The 12,634-nt window shown below is 69.8% G+C and carries 12 protein-coding genes; 8 read left to right on the top strand and 4 right to left on the bottom strand.

From position 1 onward, the window contains the following. Positions 1-186 precede the first annotated feature (186 nt). The 4 genes from lepA (at position 187) to ACFP2T_RS37410 (ending at position 4,075) form a co-directional block, all read left to right on the top strand. Complete coding sequence (lepA, locus tag ACFP2T_RS37425) at positions 187-2,067, top strand: translation elongation factor 4 (protein ID WP_377430554.1); 1,881 nt, start codon at positions 187-189, stop codon at positions 2,065-2,067. Further along, positions 2,064-2,612, top strand: a complete 549-nt coding sequence (locus ACFP2T_RS37420; protein WP_377430551.1) for an NUDIX domain-containing protein — start codon at positions 2,064-2,066, stop codon at positions 2,610-2,612. The genes lepA and ACFP2T_RS37420 overlap by 4 nt, the downstream gene beginning before the upstream one ends. 75 nt (positions 2,613-2,687) lie before the next feature. Then, the gene (locus tag ACFP2T_RS37415; protein WP_130461060.1) at positions 2,688-2,975 is read left to right on the top strand and encodes a GlsB/YeaQ/YmgE family stress response membrane protein; all 288 of its coding nucleotides are present in this window, start codon (positions 2,688-2,690) and stop codon (positions 2,973-2,975) included. Between the two features lie 296 nt (positions 2,976-3,271). Further along, positions 3,272-4,075, top strand: coding sequence for a hypothetical protein (locus ACFP2T_RS37410; RefSeq protein WP_377430548.1), 804 nt, complete (start codon positions 3,272-3,274; stop codon positions 4,073-4,075). A gap of 312 nt (positions 4,076-4,387) precedes the next feature. On the opposite strand, the gene ACFP2T_RS37405 is transcribed toward ACFP2T_RS37410, so the two are convergent. From ACFP2T_RS37405 to ACFP2T_RS37395, 3 genes are all read right to left on the bottom strand, one after another. Further along, a complete protein-coding gene (locus ACFP2T_RS37405) occupies positions 4,388-5,299 on the bottom strand; it encodes a phytanoyl-CoA dioxygenase family protein (protein ID WP_377430547.1) in 912 nt (303 codons plus the stop codon). A gap of 233 nt (positions 5,300-5,532) precedes the next feature. Then, entirely contained in the window at positions 5,533-6,393 is an 861-nt protein-coding gene (locus tag ACFP2T_RS37400; RefSeq protein ID WP_377430544.1) for a hypothetical protein, read from the bottom strand. Between the two features lie 111 nt (positions 6,394-6,504). Continuing rightward, complete coding sequence (locus ACFP2T_RS37395) at positions 6,505-7,290, bottom strand: enoyl-CoA hydratase family protein (protein ID WP_377430541.1); 786 nt, start codon at positions 7,288-7,290, stop codon at positions 6,505-6,507. 17 nt (positions 7,291-7,307) lie between these two features. On the opposite strand from ACFP2T_RS37395, the gene hemW reads away from it, so the two are divergent. Beyond that, the gene (gene hemW / locus ACFP2T_RS37390) at positions 7,308-8,531 is read left to right on the top strand and encodes a radical SAM family heme chaperone HemW (protein ID WP_377430539.1); all 1,224 of its coding nucleotides are present in this window, start codon (positions 7,308-7,310) and stop codon (positions 8,529-8,531) included. Between the two features lie 82 nt (positions 8,532-8,613). Here hemW and ACFP2T_RS37385 read toward each other — a convergent pair whose 3' ends face one another. Next, complete coding sequence (locus tag ACFP2T_RS37385) at positions 8,614-9,243, bottom strand: DUF4870 domain-containing protein (RefSeq protein WP_377430537.1); 630 nt, start codon at positions 9,241-9,243, stop codon at positions 8,614-8,616. Between the two features lie 278 nt (positions 9,244-9,521). On the opposite strand from ACFP2T_RS37385, the gene hrcA reads away from it, so the two are divergent. The 3 genes from hrcA (at position 9,522) to ACFP2T_RS37370 (ending at position 12,608) form a co-directional block, all read left to right on the top strand. After that, entirely contained in the window at positions 9,522-10,544 is a 1,023-nt protein-coding gene (hrcA, locus tag ACFP2T_RS37380; RefSeq protein WP_377430534.1) for a heat-inducible transcriptional repressor HrcA, read from the top strand. Positions 10,545-10,611: 67 nt separating this feature from the next. Beyond that, on the top strand, positions 10,612-11,748 hold the full coding sequence (gene dnaJ, locus ACFP2T_RS37375) for a molecular chaperone DnaJ (protein WP_377430762.1): 1,137 nt from the start codon (positions 10,612-10,614) through the stop codon (positions 11,746-11,748). A 116-nt stretch (positions 11,749-11,864) separates the two neighbouring features. Further along, the gene (locus ACFP2T_RS37370) at positions 11,865-12,608 is read left to right on the top strand and encodes a 16S rRNA (uracil(1498)-N(3))-methyltransferase (RefSeq protein WP_377430532.1); all 744 of its coding nucleotides are present in this window, start codon (positions 11,865-11,867) and stop codon (positions 12,606-12,608) included. Positions 12,609-12,634 lie beyond the last annotated feature (26 nt).

Genomic DNA, 12,634 nt, shown 5'->3' with positions numbered 1-12,634 from the left:
GGTGCTGACCGGTTCGCAGTGCCGCGCCGACCCGTTCGGAGGTGGGCGTCGAGTCGGGTGGTGACCGATTCGGTGCTGGGCCGTGACCGAACTCGCGGTGGTGATCCGCCGGCCACGGCCGGGCGCCCCCGGACGGCATGGGAACATAGAAGGCCCATTGTCGTCAGCCAAGCAGAACGGACCGCCGTGCCACCGACGCCCGACCCCGGCGCGAACCTTCCTGGTGCCACCGACCCCGGCCGCATCCGGAACTTCTGCATCATCGCCCACATCGACCACGGCAAGTCGACGCTGGCCGACCGGATGTTGCAGCTCACCGGTGTGGTCGACCCACGGCAGATGCGCGCCCAGTATCTCGACCGGATGGACATCGAGCGGGAACGCGGCATCACGATCAAGAGCCAGGCGGTCCGCATGCCGTGGACCATCCGCGAGGGTGACCGGCAGGGCGAGCAGGCTGTGCTCAACATGATCGACACCCCGGGGCACGTGGACTTCACCTACGAGGTGTCCCGGTCGCTGGCCGCCTGCGAGGGCGCCATCCTGCTGGTCGACGCCGCGCAGGGGATCGAGGCCCAGACCCTGGCCAACCTCTATCTGGCGATGGAGAACGACCTCCACATCATCCCCGTGCTCAACAAGATCGACCTGCCGGCCGCGCAGCCGGACAAGTACGCCGAGGAGCTGGCACACCTGATCGGCGGTGACCCGAGCGACTGCATCCGGGTCTCCGGCAAGACGGGTGAGGGCGTCGAGTACCTGCTCGACGAGATCGTCCGGCAGTTCAAGCCGCCGGTCGGCGACGCGGCCGCGCCGGCCCGCGCCATGATCTTCGACTCGGTCTACGACGTCTACCGGGGCGTGGTGACCTACGTCCGGGTGATCGACGGCCGGATCGAGGCCCGCGACAAGATCAAGATGATGTCCCTCGGCACGGTGCACGAGCTGCTGGAGCTCGGCGTGGTCTCTCCGGAGATGGAGAAGGCCCGGGCGCTCGGGGTCGGCGAGGTGGGTTACCTGATCACCGGGGTCAAGGACGTCCGGCAGTCGCGGGTCGGTGACACGGTCACCATCAACTCCCGGCCGGCGTCCGAGGCCCTCGGTGGGTACAAGGACCCGAAGCCGATGGTCTACTCCGGCCTCTACCCGATCGACGGCTCCGACTACCCGGCCCTGCGGGACGCGCTCGACAAGCTGAAGCTCAACGACGCGGCGCTCAACTACGAGCCGGAGACCTCGGCGGCGCTCGGCTTCGGCTTCCGCTGCGGCTTCCTCGGCCTGCTGCACCTGGAGATCATCGGTGAGCGGCTGGAGCGCGAGTTCGGGCTCGACCTGATCTCGACCGCGCCGAACGTGGTCTATCGGGTGGCCCTGGAGGACGGCACCGAGGTGACGGTCACCAACCCGAGCGAGTACCCGACCGGCAAGGTGGCCGAGGTGTACGAGCCGGTGGTCCGGGCCACCGTACTGACCCCGAACGACTACGTCGGCGCGGTGATGGAACTCTGCCAGGGGCGGCGCGGTTCGCTCCAGGGGATGGACTACCTCTCCGCGGACCGGGTCGAGCTGCGCTACACACTGCCGCTCGGCGAGATCATCTTCGACTTCTTCGACCAGCTCAAGAGTCGTACCAAGGGCTACGCCTCGCTCGACTACGAGCCCTCCGGGGAACAGCGGTCCGACCTGGTGAAGGTCGACATCCTGCTCAACAGCGAACCGGTCGACGCGTTCAGCGCCATCGTGCACAAGGACAAGGCGTACAACTACGGCGTCTCGATCGCGGCGAAGCTGCAGAAGCTGATTCCCCGGCAGCAGTTCGAGGTGCCGATCCAGGCGGCGATCGGCAACCGGGTGATCGCCCGGGAGACCATCCGGGCGATCCGCAAGGACGTGCTGGCCAAGTGCTACGGCGGTGACATCACCCGGAAGCGGAAGTTGCTGGAGAAGCAGAAGGAGGGGAAGAAGCGGATGAAGATGGTGGGCCGGGTCGAGGTTCCCCAGGAGGCATTCATCGCGGCGCTCTCCACCGGTGACTCCGGCGACGGCAAGGCGGGCGGCAAGAAGTGACCCCCCGGGGGTACGGCCCCAGCGCCTCCTTCTGCCCCCGGTGCGCGACCCCGTTGCCGGCACCCGCTCCGACGACCTGCGCTGGATGTGGGTACCAGCTCTTCGTCAACGCCCGCCCCACGGTGGGACTGATCGTGCTCGACCAGGATCCGACGGCCCGGCCACCCGACCCGGCGGGACCGCGCTTTCTCGCGCTCCGGCGGGCGGCGGAGCCCATGATCGGCCGGTGGGAGACGCCGGGGGGATTCTGCGACGGCTGGGAGCACCCGGCCGAGGCCGCCGTGCGGGAGGCCCGGGAGGAACTGGGCGTGGAGGTCAACCTCGGTGACTTCGTCGGGATGTACGTCGGAAGCTACGAGTTCCAGGACGAGGTCCTGCCGGTCCTCGACAACTTTTTTCTGGCCACCCTGGGAGCCCCGGAGATCGTGCTCGACCCGACCGAGTCCACCGAGCTGACCTGGTTCTCTCTGGCGGATCCGCCCCCTCTGGCCTTCGGCACGATGGATGCGGCGATCCGGGATGCCGCGCGACGTCTGCGCCACTAGGTCGGTTTGAGTTTTTCCCCCTCCGGGAATCTAGCTGTCACCACAACAACGTGACGGATCTGAAGGAGGACGGCCGTGGAACTCACCGTCTGGGGTATCATCACCGCGCTCATCGTCGGCCTCGTCATTGGCGCACTCGGTCGTCTCGTCGTACCGGGCCGCCAGGACATGCCGATCTGGTTGACCATGCTCATCGGTGTCGGTGCCGCACTGCTCGGCACGGTCATCGCCCGGGCCGCCGGCATCGCGACCGCGACGCCCGGCATCGACTGGACCGAGTTGCTGATCCAGGTTGTCCTGGCTGCCGTGGCGGTGGCTCTGGTCGCCGGAGTCGGCCGCCGTCGGCGAGTCAGCCGCTACTGAGCACTCCACTTCCCAGCAACGGGGGGCGCCGGCCGACTCGGTCCGGCGCCCCCGTGCTTGCCCGGACCTCCCGGGTCCGACCGCCGATGGTCCCGCTTGCGGTACGTGTCCGGTATCGGGTCTGGCGCACGTTGCCCGGAGCCGCTAAATTCACGACGGTCATACGATCGGATGATCGGCCGATCAGGTGGTCGGTGCCACCTAGAGTGGTGATTATGATATTCACATTTGCGCGAAATGATCTTAGATGTTACGCTCCGTAAGTGTCCGCGGAATCTTTACCGGGAAGCACTAGGGTGTCACACCAACAGCTTTCGTACCGGCACCCCAAGGCGGCGCTGTACCTTGAGGTGTACACGCCGCTGGTCGAAGTGTGGTTCGAGACACTGCGAGATTCCTTCGCGCTGACGGAATTGCGCCGCGCCGCGCCGGGTCGCGATCTTGTCGATAACCTGCAAAGGCTGGACCTGCTATTCCGCGATCTGGTCGACGGCCTCTTCGCCCGACCGGGCACGATTCTGGATCATGCGATCGCGGTGGTGGCCGAACATCGGGACGCCGTCGTCTGGGAAGACCAGATGGTGCCGGCGCCCGGCGCCGACGCTACGGAACTGGCGGCCTCGCTGCGGCACAAGTTCAAGCGCAACATCAGCCTGGCGATGCTGGAGGCGTTGATCTGTCTGGAGTCCGCGCTCGCGTACGGGCGGGACACCGTGGGTCTGTCCGGCCAGGCGCTGGAGACGACCCTCCGGGCCAGCACGCCCCTGCTGGCGAGCCTGTCCGTCCTGCACGACGAGCAGGAGATGGTCCGGATGCGGCACCTCACGGGTGACCCGAGGGAGATCCAACATCCGCGGTTCACCGTTGCGGACATCGCCGGAGGCGCCTTCCGGATCGCGCCGGACAAGTTCCGGATCGTCGGCCCGGAGGGGCAGCGGAAGATCCGGTTCGCCAGCGTTCCGCCCAGCGGGCTCGTGCCGTCGACTCCGACGATGAAGTGCCCGGCGCACCAGTTGACGAACGACAATGGCCAGCGCTTGAACGACGAGTTGTGGGATCTTCTCGTGGATATCTACCGGCTCTCCGGCCGGTTGACGTAGTCAGTTGGACACCGGCGCGAGCGTCGGTGGGAACGTGAATCAAATTGGCCGTCAGTCACGTTCACGGTCGGCGTGCCCAGTTGGCCGCCGACTCGCCGGATCTGTCGTCGCAGCGTGTGGGGCGAGAATCGGATCACGAAAGAATGCCGCGATCAATATCGTCGTCGGGGCCCGATCGGAATTATCGGCGACGTGGCGAGAATTACCCAGGGTTAAAGGATGCTCCGGCGTACGTACCGGCCCTGTCCATTGCCGTGCGACAGGGCCGGTACGTCGGGCCGGTTCAGCGGTCCCGGGAACCGCCTCGGTGGATCAGCGCAGCCAGGGGATGCTGCGGTCGAGCAGACCCCGCTCCTTGAGTTCCTTGCGCAGCGGGATCTCGTCGTCCACGTAGCCGTTCCAGTTGATGCCCCAGTAGTTGGCCGTGTGCGTACCCTCGCCCAGCAACTGGCGCTGGACGGGCGTGCGGTTGGCGTACCACTGGCCGTCCTTGTCCGGGTGCAGCTCGTCCAGCGGACGGATCCACCGGTAGGTGTAGCCGACGAAGAGCATCTTGCGGGTGATGTTGGACAGGTTCGTGGACCGGGAGTGCCACTGCCGCCGGTCGAAGATGAACGCGTCGCCGGGGTTGGCGGTGATCTCGACGGTGCCCTCGGGATCGGGGTTCTGCACCGACAGGTCGGCCGGGCGCGGCAGCGAGTTCCACAGGTGGCTGCCCGGGATCACCTTGGTCGCACCCCGGCCCTTCTCCGACAGGTCGGAGAGCACGTAGGCGACCTTGAGCGAGAACATCGGCCGGGGCAGGTTCGGGTCCATCGTCTCGGGATCCGAGTTCTGCCGGTAGCCGTCCTGGTGCCAGCCCCAGTACGGCTTCTCCGGCTCCAGGGCCGGGGGCGTGACGTCCAGGTGGTTGTGGTGGGTGTAGATGTTCCATCCGGCCAGGCCCCACATGTAGGGGAAGGCGATCGGGTGGGTGAGCAGCTCGCCGAAGAGCTCGTCCCGCTCCAGGAAGCCCAGCAGGTGCAGGGTGCCGTCCTTGGTGGTGTTGCCGGCGGCCTTCTCCTCGGCGTAGACCCGGTCGACCGCCTCCTCCAGGGCCGCGCGGTGATCCTCGGTCAGGACGTTGCGGAGCAACATGAACCCCTGCTCGTGGAACTCCTTGCGATCCGTGTCACTGATCGGCTCGTATCCGGTCCGGCCGCCGTAATCGAACACCGTGTCCATCCCCTCCCCATAAGGGTGAAACTCTTTCTGAGCACACAGGCTGCCGATCCTAACCCTCCCGGCAAGAGCCCGACCCGGGCGCTGCGCCGGCGGATCGGCGAGGGCCATTCGGCGGTACGGAGGGAAGTGAGAGCTTGACTCAGCGTGACAGGTGCCCTGGATAATCGGGGTGAAGCTGCCGGTATGACCGTTTGTGCAATCACTGCGGGTTAGCGAAAGTCGCCAGCCGCCGTTCAGTCGCCGAAGACCTCGGCGATCACCTGATCCGGCGTGCCCGAGGAGCCGCGCACCTGCGACCAGGTGCCGTCGTCCGCCGTCCACTCCAGGTTGGCGAACCGGACCGTCTTCACCCCGTGGTCGTCGGCGTGCGACACGAGCCAGTGTGCGTAGCGCCAGCCCACCCGTACGTCCGCGATCGGTACGGCCAGACCGGTCAACTCCGCCGGGACCGACGTCTCCAGGCGGCCCCAGTCGAGCTTCAGGCCGGCGGTCAGGGCGGCGGCCGCCGCGTCACCGCGCATCGCGGGCTCCCGGCCCACGGTGCAGGCCACCGCGCCGGTGGCGTTGCCCAACAGCGCCCGGGTCAGCACGGTCGACTCGTCCGCCCACTGCTGGTATGCCCGGGGGTAGGCCGAGCGCTGTACCTTCTGCGCCGCGTCGGTGATCTCCATCCGCTCCCAGCCACGGACCTTGCGGAGCGCGTTGTAGAACTTGGTGGCGGCGTAGCGGGGGTCACGGATCTGTTCCGGCGTCCCCCAGCCCTGGCTCGGCCGTTGCTGGAAGAGCCCGACCGAGTCCCGGTCACCGCCGGTCAGGTTGCGTAGCCGGGACTCCTGGAACGCGGTCGCGAGCGCCACCACCACGGCCCGCTCGGGCATCTTGCGCCGGATGCCGACGGCGGCGATCGTCGCCGCGTTGGCCATCTGTTCGGCGTTGAGGGCGACCCGACCGTCCGCCTCGACGACACAGCCGCGCGCGGCGTTCGGCAGGGGCAGGTTGTGCCCGAACTCGCGGGCGCTCAGGTAGACACCGAAACCGGCGACCGCCGCCAACGCGACTCCCGCCGCGACCATCGCCCGAGTCCGCACCGCCACCCCCTGTTCGATAGTGCGACACAGCCTACTTCGCCCAGTCGTAATCTTCGGCACACCAGGTGCGGAACGCCGTATCCGGCCCGGAATGTGCCTTACGGCCGCCCAGGGAACTCAGCTCCCGGGTACCCATCGGGGAGGCCGTTTCTCGCCGAACGCGGCGACGCCCTCCCGACCCTCCTCGGAGTGGAAGTACCGGGTCGACAGTTCGGTCAGCTCGGCCAGTCCGGTCCGGAAGTCCTGTGCCGGCGTACGACGCAGCAGTTCCTTGGCGCCGGCCAGCGCGCCCGGTGCGCCCCGGACCAGGGCGAGGCAGTACGAGGCCACCGTCTCGTCGAGCGCCTCCGCCGTCGTGACCGTCGTGACCAGCCCGATCTCGGCCGCCCGGCGCCCGTCGAAGACGTCCCCGGTCAGGTAGAGCTCCGCTGCCGCCCGGGGTTGCAGTCGGGGCAGCACGGTCGACGAGATGACCGCCGGAACGACCCCGAGCCGTACCTCGGTGAAGGCGAACGTCGCCTCCTGGGCACAGATCGCGATGTCGGCCGCCGCGACCAGACCGACCCCACCGGCCCGGGCCGGGCCGCCGATCCGGGCCACCACGGGCTTCGGGCACTCCCAGATCGCCGCCAGCACGTCACCCAGCATCGCCACCGGCACGGTGCCGTCCCGGTACGCCGCCGCCGTCTCCTTCAGATCCGCGCCCGAGCTGAAGACCGGCCCGGTGTGCGAGAGCACCACCACCCGGACGGTGTCGTCCGCGGCCGCGGTGGCCAGCCCGGCGAGCAACTGGGTCATCAGCGGGGTGGAGAGCGCGTTCCGGTTGTGCGGGCTGTCCAGGGTGAGAGTCGTCACTCCGTGCGTGGTCGACGCCCGGACGAGCGCATCGGGGGCTGAGGTCATGCCGGCACACTAGTCGTATGCCTGGTGTGCTCCCAGAGGGTGAACCCGTACCCGTCGACGGCTCGCTGCCCGACGCCGCGCGCGCGACAGTGGGCGCGCGGGGGTTCGGCGTCTACGTCCACGTGCCGTTCTGTGCGAGCCGCTGCGGCTACTGCGACTTCAACACGTACACCCCGGGCGAACTCGGCGGGAACGCGGACCGGGACGGCTACGTCGACCAGGTCCTCGCCGAGCTGACGTTGGCCGGTCGGGTGCTGGGGGACCGGCCGCCGGCCCGGGTCGACACGGTCTTCGTCGGCGGTGGCACACCCACCCTGCTCCCCGCCGACGATCTCGCCCGGATCCTCGACGGCATCGATCGGCTGTGGGGTCTGGCCGGCGACGTGGAGGTCACCACCGAGGCGAACCCGGAGTCGGTGACCCGGGAGTCGTTGAAGGAGCTGCGGGCCGCCGGGTACAACCGGATCTCCCTCGGCATGCAGTCGGCGGCGCCCGGAGTGCTCGCGATCCTCGACCGGCGGCACACCGCCGGCCGCGCGATCCAGGCGGTCGGGGAGGCGCGGGAGGTCGGGTTCGACCACGTCAACCTGGACCTGATCTACGGAACGCCGGGGGAGAGCGCGGACGACTTCGCGGCGTCGCTGGCGGCGGTGATCGACGCCGGGGTCGACCACGTCAGCGCGTACGCCCTGATCGTGGAGGACGGCACCCGGTTGGCGGCCCGGATGCGGCGGGGCGAGCTGCCGTACCCGGACGACGACGTCGCGGCGGACCGCTACCTGGCCGCGGAGCAGGCGCTGTCCGGCGCGGGTTTCTCCTGGTACGAGGTGTCCAACTGGGCCCGGACGCCGGCCGCGCGGTGCCGGCACAACCTGCTCTACTGGGCTGGCGGGGACTGGTGGGGCCTCGGTCCGGGCGCGCACAGCCACGTCGGTGGGGTCCGCTGGTGGAACGTCAAGCATCCGGCGACGTACGCGGCCCGGCTCGCGGCGGGGACGTCCCCCGGCCAGGCCCGGGAGCTGCTGTCGGCGGCGGACCGCCGGGTCGAGGACGTGATGCTGCGGCTGCGGTTGGCCTCCGGCCTGCCGTTGGCGGCCCTGGACGACGCGGGTCGGGCGGGTGCGGCCGGTGCCCGCGACGCCGGCCTGCTGGCCGGGACGGAGTACGACTCGGGCCGCGCCGTCCTCACCCTGCGGGGGCGACTGCTCGCCGACGCCGTCGTCCGGGACCTGCTGCCCTGACTGCCCCCGCCCCCTTGAAGTCGGCGGTGGCCCGTGCCGGAGCCGGCACGGGCCACTTCGAGGTTCGTACGGGTGCGCGGGGTTACTTGACCATGCGGATCGTCATCGGATAGTGGTACAGCACACCCTCGTTGGCCTTCATGCCGGCCATGATCGAGAAGATGAGCACCACGAGCCAGGTGATCAACGGCAGGAAGAACAGGATCCCGAGCGAGCACATCGCGATGATGACCGCGACGATCGAGGCGATGCCCCAGGTGATCTGGAAGTTGAGCGCCTCGACGGCGTGCGCCCGGACGGTCGGCGACTCGTTCCCCTTCGCCAGCATCGCGACCAGCGGGGCGATGAAGCCCACGACGATCCCGCCGAAGTGGGCGATCAGGGCCCAGGTCTTCTCGTCGTTGGTGGCGTAGCCGGCCGGGGCGCCGTACTGGCCGCCCGGTGGCGGGTAACCACCCTGTGGATAGCCACCCTGGGGGTAACCGCCCGGCGGGGGATAGCCACCCTGGGGGTAGCCGCCCTGCGGGGGATAGCCGCCCTGCGGCGGGTACGCGCCGCCGCCCGAGGTCGGCGGGGGGTACGCGCCGCCGCCGGAGGTCGGCGGGGGATATGCGCCGCCGCCGGAGGTCGGCGGGGGAGCGCCCGGCGAGTACGGGTCGTGTGGCGGACCACCCGGGCCGTAGTCTCCGGGAGGGCGAGGTGGTTCAGTCATGGGGGTCACGGTAGGTGCCCGGATCAAGTGACGCCAGCCACGCTCACGGTCGGATCTGGACAATAGCCGACCGTACCTGTTAGGTCTGCCGGGGTAGGGTGTCCGGGCAAGCCTGTTGTCCGGGCTCAGGCAGCCCTTCCAAACGATCATCGCGTCCGGTGCACCTTGGTCGTAGACTGGCACTCGCTACAGTCGAGTGCCAGGGAAACCGTGGCCCGACCGTCGTGGCCGCCCCGGTCGTATCGGTGCCGGGGCCGGGACGTCGCAGGGAGGTGAGGATGGGTCTCGACGACCGCAAGCTCGACGTGCTGCGCGCGATCGTGGAGGACTACGTCGCCACCCAGGAGCCGGTCGGCAGCAAGGCGCTGGTCGAGCGCCACCAGCTCGGGGTCTCCCCGGCCACCGTCCGCAACGACATGGCCGTGCTGGAGGAGGAGGGCTACATCCGGCAGCCGCACACCAGTGCCGGCCGGGTGCCCACCGACCGTGGCTACCGGCTCTTCGTGGACCGGCTCTCCCGGGTCAAGCCGCTCACGCCGGCCGAGCGCCGGGCGATCGAGCGCTTCATGATCGGCGCGGTCGACCTCGACGACGTGGTGCACCGTACGGTCCGGCTGCTCGCCCAGCTGACCCGGCAGGTGGCCGTCGTGCAGTACCCGAGCCTGGCCCGATCCTCGGTGCGGCACCTCGAACTCGTGCCGATCTCCACGACCCGGCTGATGCTGGTCATGATCGCCGACACCGGCCGGGTGGAGCAGCGCCTGGTCGAACTGCCCGCGCCGATCACCGCCGACGACGTGACGGACCTGCGCCGGCTGGTGAACGAGCGGCTCGGCGGCCAGAAGCTGGCCGAGACCCCGCCGCTGGTCCAGGCGCTGATCGACGAGGTGGCGCCGGGCCTGTGTCCGGCGATGACCACCCTCGCCACCGTGCTGATGGAGACGCTGGTCGAGCGGCACGAGGAGCGGATCGCCCTGGCCGGCACCGCCAACCTGGCCCGAGGGGGACTGCTCGACTTCCAGGGTTCGCTGCGACCGATCCTCGAAGCGCTGGAGGAGGAGGTCATCCTGCTCAAGCTGATCGGTGAGGTCGAACCGAACACACTCCAGGTCCGGATCGGCGACGAGAACGAGATAGACAATCTCCGGGCCACCTCGGTGGTCAGCACCGGATACGGTCCGGGGACGACCATCGTCGGGGGTCTCGGCGTGTTGGGTCCGACCCGGATGGACTACCCAGGCACCATCGCCACGGTGCGGGCCGTGGCACGCTACGTCGGCGACGTGCTGGCGCAGAACTGACCACCAAACCCACCCTGAGACGACCGGCGGACGGTAACGCGAGACAGACATGAGGACACGGAACGCAGTGGCCAAGGACTACTACGGGATTCTCGGCGTCAGCCGGGACGCCTCCGACGACGAGATCAAGCGTGCCTACCGGAAGTTGGCGCGGCAGTACCACCCGGACGTGAATCCGGATCCGGAGGCACACGAGAAGTTCAAGGACATCAACGCCGCGTACGAGGTCCTCTCCGACGACCAGAAGCGGCAGATTGTCGATCTTGGTGGGGACCCGCTCGCTCCGGGCGGCGGCCCCGGCGCGGGCCCGGGTGGTGCCGGGGGGCCGTTCGTGGGCTTCCAGGACATCATGGACGCGTTCTTCGGTGCCGCCGGTGGCGCCCGGGGACCACGGCCGCGTACCCGGCCCGGTGCCGACGCCATCCTGCGGCTCGAACTGGACCTGCCGGAGACGGCGTTCGGGGTCGAGGCGCCGATCGCGGTGGACACCGCCGTGCTCTGCACCACCTGCTCCGGAGCCGGTACGGCGGCGGGCACCCACCTCGCCACCTGCGAGGCGTGCGGCGGGCGGGGCGAGGTGCAGTCGGTGCAGCGCACCTTCCTCGGCCAGGTCGTCTCGTCCCGGCCGTGCACCGTCTGCCAGGGCTACGGCACGGTCATCCCGCACCCCTGCCCCACCTGTGCCGGCGACGGCCGGGTGCGGACCCGGCGTTCGCTCACCGTCAAGATCCCGGCCGGGGTCGAGGACGGCATGCGGATCCGGCTGGCCCAGCAGGGTGAGGTCGGCCCCGGTGGCGGTACCGCCGGCGACCTGTACGTGGAGATCCACGAGCGACCGCACGACGTCTACTCCCGCAAGGGCGACGACCTGCACTGCCGGGTGACCGTTCCGATGACCGCGGCGGCGTTGGGCACCCGGCTGACCATCAAGACCCTGGACAGCGACGAGCCGGTCGACGTCAAGCCGGGGACCCAGCCGGGCTCGACGCTGCGGCTGCGGGCCCGTGGCGTTCCGCACCTGCGTGGCACCGGCCGGGGCGACCTCTACGTCCACCTCGACGTCCGGACGCCCACCAAGCTCGACGCCGACCAGGAGCGGATGCTGCGGGAGTTCGCCAAGACCCGGGGCGAGGAGGTCGCCGAGCTGAGCAAGCAGGGCGGCTTCTTCTCCCGGATGCGCGACGCCTTCAACGGCCACGCCTGAGCACAGCCGGTGGACGGCCCGCCGACCGCGACCGGACAACCGGTCCGGCCGGCGGGCCGCTCCGGTGTCGGGCCACTTCCCGGCCACGGAACTCCCGGTGAGCTAACCTGCTCGCCGTGAGTGCGCCGTTGTTCCTGGTCGAGTCGCTACCGTCCGATGACGTCGTCACCCTCGACGGCCCGGAAGGGCACCACGCCGCGACCGTACAACGACTGCGTACCGGTGAGGAGCTGCTGCTCGCCGACGGGCGCGGCGGCACGGCCAGCGCCGTCGTCACCGCCGTCGGCCGGGGCACCCTGACGGCCACCGTCACCGCCCGGCGGTACGTCGCTCCGCCCGACCCGAGGCTCGTCGTCGCACAGGGCATCGCCAAGGGCGATCGGGCCGAGTTGGCCGTACAGGCGATGACCGAGGTCGGAGCGGACGAGATCGTGCCCTGGGCGGCCGAGCGGTCGGTCGCGCAGTGGCGCGGGGAGCGGGGTGTCCGGGCCCGCGAGCGGTGGGTGGCGACCGCCCGGGAGGCGGCGAAGCAGGCTCGCCGGGCCTGGTTGCCGGTGGTGTCCGGAACTCCGGCGGCACCGGACGAGTCGACCCGGCTGGTCGCCCGGCGGATCACCGAGGCGGCGGCCGGTTTCGTCCTGCACGAGGAGGCGGACCTCCGGCTCGCCACAGTGGACCTGCCGACGACCGGCGGGATCGTCCTGGTGGTCGGCCCCGAGGGTGGTGTGTCGCCAACCGAACTCGGCACGTTGACCTCGGCCGGGGCGGTCCCGGTACGGCTCGGCACCGAGGTGCTGCGGACCTCGACCGCCGGGGTCGCCGCGCTGTCCGTACTCTCGGCCCGCCTCGGCCGCTGGTGAGGCTGATCGCTGGTGAGACCCGGCCG

This window comes from Plantactinospora solaniradicis (assembly GCF_042658085.1).
GTDB classification, from domain to species: Bacteria; Actinomycetota; Actinomycetes; order Mycobacteriales; family Micromonosporaceae; genus Plantactinospora; species Plantactinospora solaniradicis.
Note: the sequence above shows the minus strand (reverse complement) of the source record. Positions and strands in the feature narration are given on the sequence as shown.

What these genes read in the sequence shown, in the direction of transcription:
- ACFP2T_RS37405 (WP_377430547.1), bottom strand. Translation starts at nt 5,299, where the DNA reads ATGGACACGGTGTTCGATTACGGCGGCCGGACCGGATACGAGCCGATC.
- ACFP2T_RS37395 (WP_377430541.1), bottom strand. Translation starts at nt 7,290, where the DNA reads ATGACCTCAGCCCCCGATGCGCTCGTCCGGGCGTCGACCACGCACGGA.
- hemW (WP_377430539.1), top strand. Translation starts at nt 7,308, where the DNA reads ATGCCTGGTGTGCTCCCAGAGGGTGAACCCGTACCCGTCGACGGCTCG.
- ACFP2T_RS37385 (WP_377430537.1), bottom strand. Translation starts at nt 9,243, where the DNA reads ATGACTGAACCACCTCGCCCTCCCGGAGACTACGGCCCGGGTGGTCCG.
- hrcA (WP_377430534.1), top strand. Translation starts at nt 9,522, where the DNA reads ATGGGTCTCGACGACCGCAAGCTCGACGTGCTGCGCGCGATCGTGGAG.